11 protein-coding genes are annotated in these 14,293 nt (G+C 60.1%); 4 read left to right on the forward strand and 7 right to left on the reverse strand.

Translation table 11 applies throughout. From position 1 onward, the window contains the following. The first annotated feature begins 97 nt into the window (after positions 1 to 97). On the forward strand, positions 98 to 1,288 hold the full coding sequence (locus CPH89_RS02215) for a benzoate/H(+) symporter BenE family transporter (RefSeq protein ID WP_053257458.1): 1,191 nt from the start codon (positions 98 to 100) through the stop codon (positions 1,286 to 1,288). A 37-nt stretch (positions 1,289 to 1,325) separates the two neighbouring features. Here CPH89_RS02215 and CPH89_RS02220 read toward each other — a convergent pair whose 3' ends face one another. Further along, complete coding sequence (locus CPH89_RS02220) at positions 1,326 to 1,670, reverse strand: YggL family protein (protein ID WP_033900540.1); 345 nt, start codon at positions 1,668 to 1,670, stop codon at positions 1,326 to 1,328. A 237-nt stretch (positions 1,671 to 1,907) separates the two neighbouring features. Here CPH89_RS02220 and dacB point away from each other — a divergent pair, with 237 nt between their 5' ends. After that, the gene (dacB, locus tag CPH89_RS02225; RefSeq protein WP_053257459.1) at positions 1,908 to 3,383 is read left to right on the forward strand and encodes a D-alanyl-D-alanine carboxypeptidase/D-alanyl-D-alanine endopeptidase; all 1,476 of its coding nucleotides are present in this window, start codon (positions 1,908 to 1,910) and stop codon (positions 3,381 to 3,383) included. 107 nt (positions 3,384 to 3,490) lie between these two features. On the opposite strand, the gene CPH89_RS02230 is transcribed toward dacB, so the two are convergent. Then, positions 3,491 to 5,875 (reverse strand): sensor domain-containing diguanylate cyclase, encoded by a 2,385-nt coding sequence (locus CPH89_RS02230; protein WP_053257460.1) that lies wholly within the window; start codon positions 5,873 to 5,875, stop codon positions 3,491 to 3,493. A 159-nt stretch (positions 5,876 to 6,034) separates the two neighbouring features. Next, positions 6,035 to 8,299 (reverse strand): bifunctional 23S rRNA (guanine(2069)-N(7))-methyltransferase RlmK/23S rRNA (guanine(2445)-N(2))-methyltransferase RlmL, encoded by a 2,265-nt coding sequence (rlmKL, locus tag CPH89_RS02235; RefSeq protein ID WP_053257461.1) that lies wholly within the window; start codon positions 8,297 to 8,299, stop codon positions 6,035 to 6,037. A gap of 531 nt (positions 8,300 to 8,830) precedes the next feature. On the opposite strand from rlmKL, the gene rmf reads away from it, so the two are divergent. Beyond that, complete coding sequence (gene rmf, locus CPH89_RS02240; protein WP_002553055.1) at positions 8,831 to 9,046, forward strand: ribosome modulation factor; 216 nt, start codon at positions 8,831 to 8,833, stop codon at positions 9,044 to 9,046. A gap of 127 nt (positions 9,047 to 9,173) precedes the next feature. Here rmf and CPH89_RS02245 read toward each other — a convergent pair whose 3' ends face one another. The 4 genes from CPH89_RS02245 to sctC form a co-directional block, all read right to left on the reverse strand. Next, entirely contained in the window at positions 9,174 to 10,199 is a 1,026-nt protein-coding gene (locus CPH89_RS02245; RefSeq protein ID WP_053257462.1) for a quinone-dependent dihydroorotate dehydrogenase, read from the reverse strand. 86 nt (positions 10,200 to 10,285) lie between these two features. Further along, entirely contained in the window at positions 10,286 to 10,741 is a 456-nt protein-coding gene (locus tag CPH89_RS02250) for a transglycosylase SLT domain-containing protein (protein WP_053257463.1), read from the reverse strand. Further along, a complete protein-coding gene (locus CPH89_RS02255; protein WP_053257464.1) occupies positions 10,734 to 11,135 on the reverse strand; it encodes a winged helix-turn-helix domain-containing protein in 402 nt (133 codons plus the stop codon). Before CPH89_RS02255 ends, CPH89_RS02250 begins: the two co-directional genes overlap by 8 nt. A 189-nt stretch (positions 11,136 to 11,324) precedes the next feature. Next, a complete protein-coding gene (gene sctC / locus CPH89_RS02260; RefSeq protein WP_053257465.1) occupies positions 11,325 to 12,779 on the reverse strand; it encodes a type III secretion system outer membrane ring subunit SctC in 1,455 nt (484 codons plus the stop codon). A 286-nt stretch (positions 12,780 to 13,065) separates the two neighbouring features. Here sctC and CPH89_RS02265 point away from each other — a divergent pair, with 286 nt between their 5' ends. Then, positions 13,066 to 14,292: a CmpA/NrtA family ABC transporter substrate-binding protein gene (locus tag CPH89_RS02265; RefSeq protein WP_053257466.1), complete on the forward strand. Its 1,227-nt coding sequence runs from the start codon at positions 13,066 to 13,068 to the stop codon at positions 14,290 to 14,292. The last annotated feature ends 1 nt before the right edge of the window (position 14,293 follow it).

The raw sequence follows: 14,293 nt of genomic DNA on the forward strand, positions 1-14,293 counted from the left end.
GCGGCCTCGGCTGTATTGCAATGAGTCGTTACGTTTGAGTTTAGGCTTGAATCCGGGCCTTCACCGGCAAACACCCAGGTAAAAGGAACACCCTTCCATGACTGACGCCATCCAAGCGCCCTTGCGCCCGCTGGCCGACACTTCTACGTCGGCCGTCGTCGCCGGCTTCATCGCCATGATGACCGGCTATACCAGCTCCCTGGTGCTGATGTTCCAGGCCGGACAAGCCGCCGGTTTGACCACCGCGCAGATTTCCTCGTGGATCTGGGCCCTCTCGATCGGCATGGCGGTGTGCAGCATTGGCTTGTCTTTGCGGTATCGCACGCCTATCACCATTGCCTGGTCGACCCCCGGCGCGGCGTTGCTGATCACCAGCCTGGGCGGCGTGAGTTACGGCGAAGCGATTGGTGCCTACATCACCTGCGCGGTGCTGGTGACGCTCTGCGGGTTGACCGGCAGCTTTGAAAAACTGGTCAAGCGCATTCCCGCCTCATTGGCGGCGGCACTGCTGGCAGGGATCCTGTTCAAGATCGGCAGCGAGATTTTCGTCGCCGCGCAACATCGAACCGGCCTGGTGCTGGGGATGTTTTTCACCTACCTGGTCATCAAGCGTGTGTCGCCACGTTATGCCGTGCTGGCCGCGCTGGTGTTAGGCACCCTGCTGTCAGGCCTGATGGGGCTGCTGGATTTCAGCGGCTTTCATCTGGAAGTGGCAACGCCGGTGTGGACCACCCCGCACTTCTCGCTGGCGGCGACCATCAGCATCGGCATCCCGCTGTTTGTCGTGGCGATGACCTCGCAGAACATGCCCGGCGTCGCCGTCTTGCGCGCCGACGGCTACAACGTGCCCGCCTCGCCGTTGATCACCGCAACAGGCCTGGCCTCGCTGGTGCTGGCGCCGTTCGGTTCCCACGGGATCAACCTGGCAGCGATCAGTGCGGCCATCTGCACCGGGCCGCATGCCCATGAAGACCGCAACAAGCGCTATACCGCAGCCGTGTGGTGCGGAGTGTTCTACGGGATTGCCGGGGTATTTGGCGCCACGTTGGCGGCGTTATTCGCAGCGTTGCCCAAGGAACTGGTGCTGTCGATTGCGGCCTTGGCGTTGTTTGGCTCAATCATCAATGGCTTGAGCATCGCCATGAATGAGCCGAAAGAACGGGAAGCGGCGCTGATTACCTTTATGGTCACCGCGTCAGGCTTGACGTTGTTTTCCATCGGTTCGGCATTCTGGGGGATTGTGGCGGGGGTGTTGACGCTGCTGATTCTGAATTGGCGCAAGGCATAAAAAAACGGCGACCCGAGGGTCGCCGTTTTTTTTAGTATCACTTAGCCGCGTTGATCGGCTTTTCCGGATACCACACGTCCAGCAGTGGGCTGACTTCAGCGCTTTTCAGTTCGCTACGGCCTTTGAGCCAGCTTTCGACAGCTACACGCTGTTCTTCGTTGACCGAGCCACGCTTTTGCAGGCAAACCAGACCGAAGTCATCGCCGCCGACATAGCCCAGACCGTTGGCTTCCATGGCTTCTTTGATGAATGCTTCGAGGAAAGCGTCGGTAGCTTCTTCACTCAGGTCTTCTTTGAAGTCCAGGTTCAGTTCGAAACCCAGCTCTTGAAATTCATCAACGCACAGTTTTTTGCGCAGACGCTGGGAACGGTTAGTCGCCATTGGAACAATCCTCATAAGTAATAACGGGCGGCACTTTAGCAGTTTAAGGCGGCAATTGCCCGACTCTCTGGGACAGGCGGCTATACAACGCTTAAAAAAACGCCGATTACCCGCTATGGTTGCGCTACAAGCGGCTCCAGGTTGGGGCATAATGCCGACAATTTCGTGACCAATGAGGGATTTTCTTCCATACCCCTCGCCTTTTTCACCCTTCTCTGCCGTAGGGTTGTATTCCTTATGATCAAATCTTTTCGTTGCCATTCTTTACGCTCAATGCTGTTTGCCGGTTTTTTGCTGCCACTGGCCTTTTCCGTTACCGCCGCACCGATCAACAACACCCTGCCGCCAAATGTTCAACAGGCGCTGCAAAAAGCCAAAATACCGAATACTTCGCTGTCCCTGGTCATGCTGCCGCTGACCGGCCCCGGCACGCCGACCGTGTTCAACGCCGATGTTTCGGTAAACCCGGCGTCCACCATGAAGCTGGTCACCACTTACGCGGCCCTGGAAATGCTCGGCCCCAACCACCAGTGGAAGACCGAGTTCTACACTGACGGCCCCCTCAGCGGTGGCGTGTTGCGCGGCAACCTCTACCTCAAGGGCGGTGGCGACCCCAAGCTGAACATGGAAAAACTCTGGCTGCTGATGCGCGACCTGCGCGCCAACGGCGTGCAACAAGTGACCGGCGACCTGGTGCTGGACCGCAGCTTTTTCAACCAACCGCAATTGCCCGAATTCAATGACGACGGTAACGACGAGAACAAGCCGTTCCTGGTCAAGCCCGACGCTCTGTTGGTCAACCTCAAGGCCCTGCGCTTCGTGACCCGCAATGATTCGGGCCGGGTGATCGTGTCGGTCGAACCACCGATTGCCAGCATTCGTATCGACAATCAGGTCAAGGTGTCCAACGCCAAGCAATGCACCGGCGACGTGCGCTACAGCCCCGTAACCGCCGCCGATGGCAGCGTAACCGTGACCGTCAGTGGTCAATTGGGCGACGGTTGCAGCTCGCAGACTTACCTGTCGCTGCTCGACCATGCCACTTACACCGCCGGCGCCGTGCGCGCGATCTGGCAGGAGTTGGGCGGCACCATCCAGGGCCGTGATATCCAGGCGCCGGTGCCCAAGGACGCCAAGGTGCTGGCCCGCGCATTTTCGCCGGACCTGGCGGAAATCATTCGCGACATCAATAAATACAGCAACAACACCATGGCCCAGCAGTTATTCCTGAGCCTCGGTGCGCAGTTCCGAAACGATGCCGATGGCGACGACGCCAAGGCCGCACAACGTGTCGTGCGTCAGTGGCTGGCGAAGAAAGGCATCACCGCGCCGCACCTGGTGATGGAGAACGGTTCGGGTCTGTCCCGCGCCGAACGGGTCAGCGCCCGCGAGATGGCTGCCATGCTGCAAGCCGCCTGGAAAGGCCCGTATTCAGCGGAATACATCAGCTCGCTGCCGATTGCCGGCACCGACGGCACCATGCGTAAACGCCTGAAAACCACCGCCCTGCGCGGCGAAGCCCACGTCAAGACCGGCACCCTGAACACGGTGCGCGCCATCGCTGGCTTCAGCCGCGACAACAACGGCAATAGCTGGGTGGTGGTGGCGATCCTCAACGACTCGAAGCCGTGGGGCGCTTCGTCGGTGCTGGATCAGGTGCTACTGGATCTGTATCGCCAGCCTAAGCTGACGGCATCGGCACCGGTACTCTAAACGGCAACACAAAACCCTGTGGTGGCGGGCTTGCCCGCGAAAGCGATGGATCAGTCGATATCGTTGTTGACTGGCACACCGCTTCGCGAGCAATCCGGCGCGCCCACTCAAGCCCGTAATCGTTCCGCCTCCACCCTGTCCCTGCCCGCCTGCTTGGCCACATACACCGCCGAATCCGCGCGCAGCAACAGCTCATCTACGCCTTCATCGACCCGCCAACTGGCCACCCCGAAACTGGCGGTCACAACCCCCACGGGTTCCATCGACGTATTGCGCAGCGACTGCCACAACTCCATCGCCAGGCTGTAAGCCTGATCACCATTGGTGTGCGGGCACAGCACCACGAACTCTTCGCCACCCAGGCGACAGAACACGTCCGTGCGACGTAGGCGCTGGCTGATGCGCTTGCACACTTCCTGCAGGGCACCATCCCCGACCGCATGCCCGTACTGGTCGTTGATGCGCTTGAAGTGATCAATGTCGAACATGATCAACGACAGCGCCCCAGCCGTGCGGTTGAGCCGGTGCATCTCAGCCTTCAGGCGATCCTGAAAATAGCGTCGGTTATGAATACCCGTCAGCGAGTCGGTAATGGATAACGCGCGCAGCTCCTCCTCGACCCGCTTGAGATCGGAAATATCCGAAACGTAGCCGTGCCACAACGTGCCGCCGCCGGGTAACTCCTCCGGCGTCGCTTCGCCGCGAATCCAGCGCAGCCCGCGTTGCGGCAATACCACGCGATACTCTTCGCGCCAATGGCTCAACTGCAGCGCCGACAGCCGTATCGACAGCCGTACCCGCTCGACGTCCAGAGGGTGGATACGCTCAAAAACCTTGTTCGCGTCGTGCTGCAAGACCCCGGTTTCGATTTCATAAATATCGCGCATGCCATCGCTGGCGTAGATGAAACGCCCGGTTCCCTGAGGGTCCAGGGTGAACTGGAAGATTCCCCCGGGCACGTGGGCACTGAGTTTTTTCAGCAAGCGGTCACGCGCAGCCAGCGCTTCGTAGGCGCGTTTCTGCTCGGTGACATCCAGGTAGATCGCCAAGTGCCCGATCCACAGGCCATAGTCATCCAGTAACACCGTGGTCAGCATATTCACCGTCAAATGGCTGCCATCCTCACGCAACAGTGTCCATTCCTGCGCCTCGTGCAGGTTGTCCGGACTTTCCACCAGCATCGCCTGACTCGGCGCAATACGCTTGCCCAACGCCACACTCAAACTGGCAGCGCGTGATTCGAGCTCCAGGGCCAGGTGCAGGCTCTCCAGCGTCAGCCGCCCCACTACCGCCTCGGACTTGAACCCAAGCATCTGCTCGGCACCGGCATTGAACGTGTTAATCACGCCCCTGAGGTCAGTGGCAATGATTGCAACCTGAGTGGCCGCATTCAGCACGCTGCGCAATTGCCCATGGGCCCCACGCAGCTCCAGCTCACGCAGACGCAACAGCTCTGTGCGTTGCTCCACCAGCGCAAGCGCGCGCTGGCGCTGGCTGACCAACACATACAACAAAGCGCTGAGCAGCAGGCTGAGAAGCATGCCCATGGCCAGGATCGTGCTCATCGAAGAATGGTTGGCCTGGTCGAAGATCTGGCTGGCACGCATACTCAGGGCATACACATGGTCGCCAAGGGTCAGACGGCGCGCGGCAATGAGGTCACTGCTGCCGACCGAATTGCTGGACGCGTACAGCACGCGCTGCTGAGCGTCGGAGGTGTCGACGATCTGCATCACCAAGTTGTCCCGCTTCGGCTTGGGCAACCCATCGGCGACCAGCTGGCGCATGCTGATCACCGCCATCACGAAACCGATAGGCTCTTCGCCAACCGGCTTGCTGACGGGCGCCACCAGCAACACACCGGCAGCATACGCCGGCTCCACGCCCACCAGTTGCATGGGTTGAGACACCGCCAGCTTGCCGCTTTTCAGCGCGCGCTCAAGCACCGAGCGACGCAACGGCTGGGCCAACAGGTCAAACCCCAAGGGTGAACCCAGCAGGCTTTGAGTCTGGCTGTACAGCACCGGCACGTATTCATCGCGCTCCGCGGCAGGCGCCAACTCACCCGACGCATTCAATTCACGGATCGCGAAGGGTACGCCTCGCTGGCGGGAAATTTCCTGCTCAAATGAGCTGCGTTGATCGCGCCATATGCGTGGCGCCCAGGCATAGGCGCGGGCGCGCAACAACAAGGGTTGGGCGAAACCATCAAATTCGGCGCGGGAGACATCACTGGAATTGGTGAAAAAACGTTGCAGGCTTGCCAGGCGTTGCTCCTGGTCTTCAAAACGTTCTTGAAGGCGGGCGTAGCGCTCGTTGACCAGCAACTGGAAACGCTGGTGAACCTGTTGCTGATAAACGTCGGCGGCGGCCCAGGCCACGATGATCGTCAGCGTGCAACCTGCCAGTAATACCACCAATGCCACCAGCCAAGCCGACGCCTGTTCACTGATAAAGCCTAGGATTTTCGGGCGAACAGCTTGCAACGTCATAGGCAACACTCACAACGCCAGCGTGCGGGGGTGTCACTTTGGCTAGGCGTTAAGTTATAGCCATGAGGCCGGTATTTGACCAGCGTAAAAAAGCCGCAAGCCCGGAATAATCCGGGCTTGCGGCTTTTTGGTGCAGCGTGATGCGCGGTGCTGCTGCGATCAGCGCGCGGTGATTTTCCATGCACGGTGGATCTTCGCGTTACGCGCGAAATCCGGGTCGAGGGTTTTGTCGCTGATTTCCTCTACGGCATAGCGTTCACTGAGGTTGTCCTCAAGCACAAACTTGCGGAAGTTGTTCGAGAAGTACAACACGCCACCCGGTGCCAGGCGCGCCATCGCCAGGTCGAGCAACTGCACGTGGTCGCGCTGCACGTCGAAGATGCCTTCCATGCGCTTGGAGTTGGAGAAGGTCGGCGGGTCGATGAAGATCAGGTCGAACTCATCGCGGCTGGCTTCCAGCCACGCCATCACATCACCCTGCTCCAGACGGTTCTTGTCGGAAAAACCGTTGAGCGAGAAGTTGCGACGCGCCCAGTCCAGGTAGGTTTTGGACAAGTCCACACTGGTAGTGCTGCGCGCGCCGCCCTTGGCTGCGTGCACACTCGCGGTCGCGGTGTAGCAATACAGGTTGAGGAAACGCTTGCCGGCCGCTTCTTTCTGGATGCGCATGCGCATCGGGCGGTGGTCGAGGAACAGACCGGTGTCCAGGTAATCGGTGAGGTTGACCAGCAGCTTCACGCCACCCTCGCTGACCTCGGTGAACTTACCCTGGGCGCTCTGGCGCTCGTACTGCTTGGTGCCGCTTTGACGCTCACGCCGTTTGACCACGACGCGGCTCTTGTCGACGTTCAACGCCTGAGGAATCGCCGCCAGTGCATCGAACATGCGTGCCGAGGCTTTCTCCGGGTCGATGGACTTCGGTGCCGCGTACTCCTGGACGTGAACCCAGTCGTGGTACAGGTCGATGGCCATCGAGTATTCGGGCATGTCGGCATCGTACACACGGTAGCAATCCACCCCTTCACGCTTGGCCCACTTGCCCAGCAGTTTGAGGTTCTTCTGCAAGCGGTTGGCGAACATCTGCCCGCCTTCGCTCAGACGCGCTTGCTCGACCACTGGAGCCGGTGCTGGCTTGATCGGGTTACCGTTCTTGTTGTACTGGCGCTCTTGCGGCTCGGTCGGGGCTTGATCGTAAGCGGCTTGCTCGCGTTCAGCCTGACGCTGCTCCGGGGTACGACGCTCGCCAGTGACGAACTGGTCCGGGTTGACCTTGATCAACAGCAATTTGCACGGCAACGCGCCGTTCCAGAACGAATACTGTTTGTGGCTGCGAATGCCCATGCGCTTGCCCAGGTCCGGCGCGCCGGTAAACACCGCCGCTTCCCAGCCCATACACGCCTGGCGCAGACGCTCGCCGAGGTTCTGGTAGAGGTATAACAGGCTGGCCTCGTCACCCAGGCGCTCGCCGTAGGGTGGGTTGCAGATCACCAGGCCTTTCTGGTTCTGGTCGGGGCGCGGCTCGAAAGTGCCGACTTCGCCCTGATACACCTTGATCCAGTGGCTCAAGCCTGCGCGTTCGATGTTGTTGCGGGCGGGCTGGATCAGGCGCGGGTCAGCTTCGTAACCACGCACCCACAGCGGCGGCTTGTTCATGCCGATGGCGGCACGCTCACTGGCTTCGGCGTGCAGCTTCTTCCACAACGCCGGGACGTGACCCAGCCAGGTGGTGAAACCCCACAGTTCGCGGTTGAGGTTGGGCGCCATGTCGGCGGCGATCATTGCGCCTTCCACCAGGAAGGTACCCACGCCGCACATCGGGTCCGTCAGCGCGCCGCCTTCGGCAGCGATGCGCGGCCAGCCGGCGCGAATCAAAATCGCAGCGGCCAGGTTTTCCTTCAACGGCGCCGCGCCCTGCTGCAGGCGGTAACCGCGCTGGTGCAGGCTGTGGCCGGAGAGGTCGAGGGAGAGAATCGCTTCGCCACGGTCCAGGCGCAGGTGGATACGCAGGTCCGGGTTGATCTTGTCGATAGACGGGCGTTCGCCGGTCGGGGTGCGCAGCTTGTCGACAATCGCATCCTTGACCTTCAGCGCGCCGAAGTGGGTGTTGTCGATGCCCGAGCCATGACCGCTGAATTCCACGGCCAAGGTGCCGTCCGGGACCATGTGGTCAGCCCATTCGATATCCAGCACGCCGTGGTACAGGTCTTCGGCGTCCTTCATCGGGAAGCGCTTGAGCACCAGCAGCACGCGGTTGGCCAAGCGCGACCAGAGGCACAGGCGGTAAGCCGTTTCCATGTCGGCCATGCCGCGCACGGCCGAGGTGTGCTCGCGGGCTTCCTCAAGGCCAAGCCCGACGGCTTCCTCGATCAGCAGGCCTTCGAGGCCCTTGGGGCAAGTGAGGAAGAGTTCAAAACGGTCCGACATGGGCATTCCAGGCTTTTCAGCAATAAATGAACGGGCGACGCATCGCCGGCTCGGTTTTCAATCAAGCACTTTTCTTGAAGAGTGCTCGCGTGACACGAATGTGCCGTTCCACCCCGGCTGCCGGGCCTTTCGACCGAAATTTCCGGGGCAGATAAACAATTGTTTGCAACAAGAGGAAATATTCCGACCCTTCGTCGAATAATAACCGACTGCAACGGGCGGACATTCTCACTAAAGGATTAAACCCATCCTCTTTGCAAGGCACATCATAGCTGGCTTTGCCCAATAAATGGGGCGAAAAGCCATCCCAGCTTATGGCTATAGCATCGTTATCGTTACGTGCTTATGACAAAACGATCATTGAATCCATGTGACCTATTGGTTAGAACTCAACACAGGTTGGCGCCGTAACGACGCCGACACATTGGCTCGCCACGCCGGCAGCGAGCCCACCAACGGCAGAAAAACTCTGCCCGGCCTCACACGAGGCCGAAGGATATCTACACAGTCAACAAGTGAGGGAAACACCCTATGAGAAGACTTAAGCGTGATCCGTTGGAAAGAGCATTTTTACGCGGATATCAGTATGGCGTTCATGGCAAATCCCGTGAGCTTTGCCCATTTACTCTACCGTCGGTACGCCAAGCCTGGATTAACGGCTGGCGAGAAGGACGCGGCGACAATTGGGACGGTATGACCGGCACTGCGGGGATCCACAGACTCAACGAACTTCACGCCGTCGGCTAACACAGGGCACTTAATCCGACAAACCACTTAGTAGATTATGTAACGACTTAACCACGCACGTCCTATCCGGGCGGCGGGCTTCGGCCCAGGGGGCTCCTAATGGAGCCCTTTTTAATGGTCGATAGGTTCAGGCCTTCGGCAACGCGGCAATCGCATCCACCGACTCGCGAATCAACGCCGGGCCCTTATAGATAAAGCCGGAGTACAACTGCACCAGGCTCGCGCCCGCCGCAATCTTCTCGGCGGCGTGCTTGCCTTCGGTGATGCCGCCCACGGCGATAATCGGCAAACGCCCCGCCAGTTCAGCGGCCAGCACCTTAACGATATGGGTGCTCTTGTCACGCACCGGCGCACCCGACAGGCCGCCCGCTTCATCACCATGCGCCAACCCTTCAACGCCGACACGGCTGAGGGTGGTGTTGGTAGCAATCACCGCGTCCATACCCGAATCGACCAAGGCCTGGGCAACCAGAGCAGTTTCTTCATCACTCATGTCTGGGGCAATCTTGATGGCCAACGGCACGCGCTTGCCATGGCGCACCGTCAGGTCTTCCTGACGCTGACGCAAGGCTTCAAGCAATTGCTTGAGGGAATCACCAAACTGCAGGCTGCGCAGGCCGGGGGTGTTGGGTGAACTGACGTTGACCGTGACATAGCTGGCGTGGGCGTAAACCTTGTCCAGGCAGATCAGGTAATCATCGACGGCGCGCTCTACCGGGGTATCGAAGTTCTTGCCGATATTGATACCGAGAATGCCCTTGTACTTCGCTGCCTGAACCCGCGACAGCAGGTGATCAACGCCCAGGTTGTTGAAGCCCATGCGGTTGATGATCGCCTCGGCTTCCGGCAAACGAAAGATGCGCGGCTTAGGGTTGCCCGGTTGCGGCCGTGGCGTCACGGTGCCGATTTCGACAAAGCCGAAACCCAGTTGCGCGAAGCCGTCGATGGCCGCGCCATTCTTGTCCAGGCCGGCAGCCAGCCCGACCGGGTTGGGGAAATCGAGCCCCATCACCGTCACCGGCATTTTTGCCGGTGCCTTGCATACCAGGCCATTGAGCCCCAGGCGACCACCGGCACCGATCAAGTCCAGGGACAGATCGTGAGAGGTTTCCGGGGAGAGTTTGAACAACAACTGGCGGGCCAGGGTATACATGGGCGGGCTAGACTCGGATGGCGGCGAAAGGTGGCGCCGATTATAGCCGGGGTGGCACGCCAGGTGCGAGGCGTGCCGTCCAATCGTCAATGGCGTTGCGCGACCAGCACTTCATAACGAGCCCAGATCTTTCGTGCATAACGTAAGCGCAGTGCCTCACGCTCAGGTGCAGCGCCCGCGTTGTATGAGCCAATCGCTGTCCAGTTGTATCCGAAGCGCTGGATAAACTCGGCGAGGATCGAGGCGCCCACTTCAATCGACAAACAAGGCTCACTCAGCAGCCGCTCCTGGGTAATCCCCTGCTTGAGCAGGCGAGGCAAGTGCATGCTGTTGATTTGCATCAAACCGATATCTCGCGAGCCATCGCTGTTGCCGGTGTTCAAGGCTTGCGCCTGGTACCCCGACTCTACAGCAGCAATAGCCTGCAACAGCTCCGGTTCGATGTCGTAGCGACGGGCTACGTCATCCCAGCAACTTGCCCAGGCGGGAAGACTGCCTATCAACAGGCTCAACAGTAAGCTTTTGCACAGGCGCTTAATCATGGTTCACCTGGCCACAGGCCGAACAGATGCGCTGCGTACGTCCCAGCCCTGCCTGTCGAGGTTCGTGTTGCTGGACGTTCACGGCACAGGTAAAGCGGTAGCCCCTGCCATAAATCGTCTTGATAAACCTTTTGTCCATCTTCAAGTGTTTGCGCAACGCATAGATGCAGCGGGTGAGCGACTCTTCTGCAACCTCTCCACGCGGCCAGACCCACTCAAGCAAACGATCCTTAGTGATCAGCGCCCCCTCGGACGCCAGCAGCAGCCGCAGCACATGCCACTCCTTGGGTGGCAGCTGAATGTCCACACCTTCGCCGGTCAACCGTCCATCGCCATGCAAGGTCCACCCGGCAAACACCGACGAGGCCGTCGGCCCTTCATTCGTGAGGGTCATACACACCTCTGCATCCACCTACTGACATTGAATTCCTTGTTTCCAGAAACGGCGAAACGCCAACCCCGCGACTATAAAAACCTGAACCTGGGACAGCGTTAGGAAAAGACCCATGCATTCGAGGCTTTCGGCGGGTAACGCGTAGGACTTTTCGCCGGCACGCTCAACAAGCGCGCTTAAACGGCTTTTTCATTCAGAGACTTCATGGTTTTGGCGTACAAACGCACGTTGCACGCGCTGATATTGGGCCTGCGTGAGCGGCGGCGGCCCCACAGCGCCGGCCAACATCCTGGGCTCACTGCCAACCGCACGCGCCTGGATTACGAATAACCGTACCTCGGCGCGGCGCCCGCGCCCCGCCCCCTCCTCATCGCGTCGAAAACCGCCGACCCACAGGCGTTTACCCTGGGTCACACGCACCACAGTGCTGACGCCCACTCGCCCTGCGGCCCCTGCGGCGCCAGGCGCAGGTTTACCTGCCATCTGGCGGCCATCTTCAAGGTTCAGCAGCATCTCGATCTGATTCGCTTGGGCAAAGCGCGGCAGCACACTGGCTTCAGTGCCATAGCGTACGGGCTGCCATTCGCCTTTATTGTCCCCGGGGTTGGGCAGGTAGAACGTGTGCTGATCCTGGAACACCGCCGGCACATTTTCCTGGGTGAGTATCACCGGATACGCCGTGATCCTGGCTTTGCGGCGACGCTCCAGCGCACCGAGCTGCACCATCAAGCGGTTATCGTCCAAGGGCTCCATGACACGCGTCACGGAAGCCACGCCGTCGGTTTCCCGGGCCCAGGCCGCGTCGAGCTTCTCGAGTTCGTCACGGTCCACGTCGACCTGCCACAGAGATACTTCAATCGCACGTTTGGGCTTGTCCAGCTCCGCCACCAGGTCCTCAATCACCTTCACCTGGGCAGGCTTGCCCTTGATCAACAAACTGTTGGAGTCCGGATAGGCAATCACTAACACGCTCTTGTCGGCCAGCGCGCTCGGGGGGCGCTGCGTGGCAGCCTGCTGCTCGATAGCCAGCAGGTTTTCGATGATCGAGGCCATGCCCGGCACATTGACCTTGTCGTTGCCCATGGCGTACTGCCGATCCGCCACATGGGTATTGAATACCTGCACCACGCCGAAGATCTGCTTACCCAGGCGCACCTCGGTGCGCTGCCTGTCCATCTGCTGGGCCAGGTTCAGCACCTGATCCACATAATTGGGTGGCCCAGCCACGTAGAACGTACGCCCGTCGGTCTCCCTGAGGGGATACCGTGATTCATCAAGCCCCGAGCGGCGCATGAACCCTCGCAACTTGTCGACAGAGATATGCCGCAGCGCCACCGCCGAGCTTTTTGCTTCACCCGCGTCATACAGATAGAGCACCTGCCCGTCGCTGTACCAGATCAGACCCTGTTGCGCGGCGACCGCCTCCAGGGTCTGCTGAGCCACTGCCAAATCGAATACCCCGGAAATACGCTTGCGCGCCACATCGCGGCTGACGACAACGGGCAAGCCCAGAGGCACCGATAAGGCGGTAAAGAAGGTGTGCAGGCTTTCATCCCGCGCCTGGTAGCTTTCCCCCCAGGCGGGCGCGTTTGCCAGCAACAACGTAAGGCACAACAGCCAGGGGCACAGCCGGTGGAAACTCATCATCGCCGAGGGTTGGATATACACGCAGGGGTTCCTGGCAGTCTGGCGCAAAGAAGCGGCCATACTGAAAGGCCATCGACTTTCAATCTTGATGGAAAGCTGACGGCGGGCCACTTCTGTCTGCCCGTGGCATGTGCCTTGCTATGGACTCTGCATCAGAGCGCGCGCCAACGTCGGAGCGTGCCTACAGACAAAGGCGTCGTTACCCCGCAATGGCCTGCGCTGGCCTCACCGCGCTGCCATCCAAGGAAACGACGCTTTTTTTTGAGAGAAAAGGTAGGTGTTGATGAACGATTCGGTCGGCAACAGCCCGGTGAACAAGGCGCTGGCCTGGGTAAACGGTAGCGACGCCCCGGAAAAGAGCAGCCTTGACCTGGGCTTCATGGCGCTGACCGATTGCGCCTCGCTGGTGGTCGCCGCCACCCAGGGCTTCGCCCAGCCCTACGGGCTGACGCTGAACCTCAAACGCCAATCGTCCTGGGCCAACCTGCGTGACAAACTGGTCAGCGGTGAGCTGGATGCCGCCCACAGCCTGTACGGACTGGTCTATGCCGTGCACCTGGGCATTGGCGGCGTAGCCTCTACCGATATGGCTGTGTTGATGGGGCTCAACCAAAACGGTCAGAGCATCAACCTCTCCCACGATTTGCAACAGCAGGGCGTGGTCACTCCTGATGCACTGGATCGTCACGTGCACCAAAGCCGAACAAAGCTGACCTTCGCACAGACCTTTCCCACAGGCACCCACGCCATGTGGTTGTATTACTGGCTGGCCAGCCAGGGTATTCATCCATTGCAAGATGTGAACAGCGTGGTGGTGCCACCGCCGCAGATGCTCGCGCACCTGCAAGCCGGGCGGATCGACGGCTTTTGCGTCGGCGAGCCTTGGTGCGCCAGCGCCGTCAAGCAAAACCAGGGGTTCACGCTGGCGACCACGCAAGCGATCTGGCCGAACCATCCGGAAAAAGTACTCGGCTGCACCCAGGCGTTCGTCGATCAATACCCGAACACTGCCCGCCTGCTGGTAATGGCGATCCTCGAAGCCAGCCGTTTTATCGAAGAAAGCCAGGAAAACCGCCGCTCTACAGCGCAATTACTCAGCGCCCGCGACTACCTCGATACGCCACTCGACTGCATCGAACCGCGCCTGCTGGGCGCTTATGACGATGGCCTCGGCAACCAGTGGCAAGACCCACATGCCCTGAGGTTTTTTGCCGATGGCGAGGTGAACCTGCCGTACCTGTGTGACGGCATGTGGTTCATGACCCAGTTCCGACGCTGGGGCCTGCTGCGCGAAGATCCGGACTACCTGGGCGTTGCTCGCCAAGTGCAGCAACTGGACCTGTATCGCCAAGCCGCCGCTGCCGTCGGCGTCGCGGCAAACGCTCAGGACATGCGGAGCAGTCAACTGATCGACGGCAAAATCTGGGACGGTTCCAACCCCGCCGCGTACGCCCGCAGCTTCCGCCTGCACGCCATGGCCGAGCCTTCCAACCGCCACGCCCAGCGCTGAC

It is taken from the genome of Pseudomonas fluorescens, from assembly GCF_900215245.1.
Lineage (GTDB): Bacteria > Pseudomonadota > Gammaproteobacteria > Pseudomonadales > Pseudomonadaceae > Aquipseudomonas > Aquipseudomonas fluorescens.

What these genes read in the sequence shown, in the direction of transcription:
- CPH89_RS02215 (WP_053257458.1), top strand. Translation starts at nt 98, where the DNA reads ATGACTGACGCCATCCAAGCGCCCTTGCGCCCGCTGGCCGACACTTCT.
- CPH89_RS02220 (WP_033900540.1), bottom strand. Translation starts at nt 1,670, where the DNA reads ATGGCGACTAACCGTTCCCAGCGTCTGCGCAAAAAACTGTGCGTTGAT.
- dacB (WP_053257459.1), top strand. Translation starts at nt 1,908, where the DNA reads ATGATCAAATCTTTTCGTTGCCATTCTTTACGCTCAATGCTGTTTGCC.
- CPH89_RS02230 (WP_053257460.1), bottom strand. Translation starts at nt 5,875, where the DNA reads ATGACGTTGCAAGCTGTTCGCCCGAAAATCCTAGGCTTTATCAGTGAA.
- rlmKL (WP_053257461.1), bottom strand. Translation starts at nt 8,299, where the DNA reads ATGTCGGACCGTTTTGAACTCTTCCTCACTTGCCCCAAGGGCCTCGAA.
- rmf (WP_002553055.1), top strand. Translation starts at nt 8,831, where the DNA reads ATGAGAAGACTTAAGCGTGATCCGTTGGAAAGAGCATTTTTACGCGGA.
- CPH89_RS02245 (WP_053257462.1), bottom strand. Translation starts at nt 10,199, where the DNA reads ATGTATACCCTGGCCCGCCAGTTGTTGTTCAAACTCTCCCCGGAAACC.
- CPH89_RS02250 (WP_053257463.1), bottom strand. Translation starts at nt 10,741, where the DNA reads ATGATTAAGCGCCTGTGCAAAAGCTTACTGTTGAGCCTGTTGATAGGC.
- CPH89_RS02255 (WP_053257464.1), bottom strand. Translation starts at nt 11,135, where the DNA reads ATGACCCTCACGAATGAAGGGCCGACGGCCTCGTCGGTGTTTGCCGGG.
- sctC (WP_053257465.1), bottom strand. Translation starts at nt 12,779, where the DNA reads ATGAGTTTCCACCGGCTGTGCCCCTGGCTGTTGTGCCTTACGTTGTTG.
- CPH89_RS02265 (WP_053257466.1), top strand. Translation starts at nt 13,066, where the DNA reads ATGAACGATTCGGTCGGCAACAGCCCGGTGAACAAGGCGCTGGCCTGG.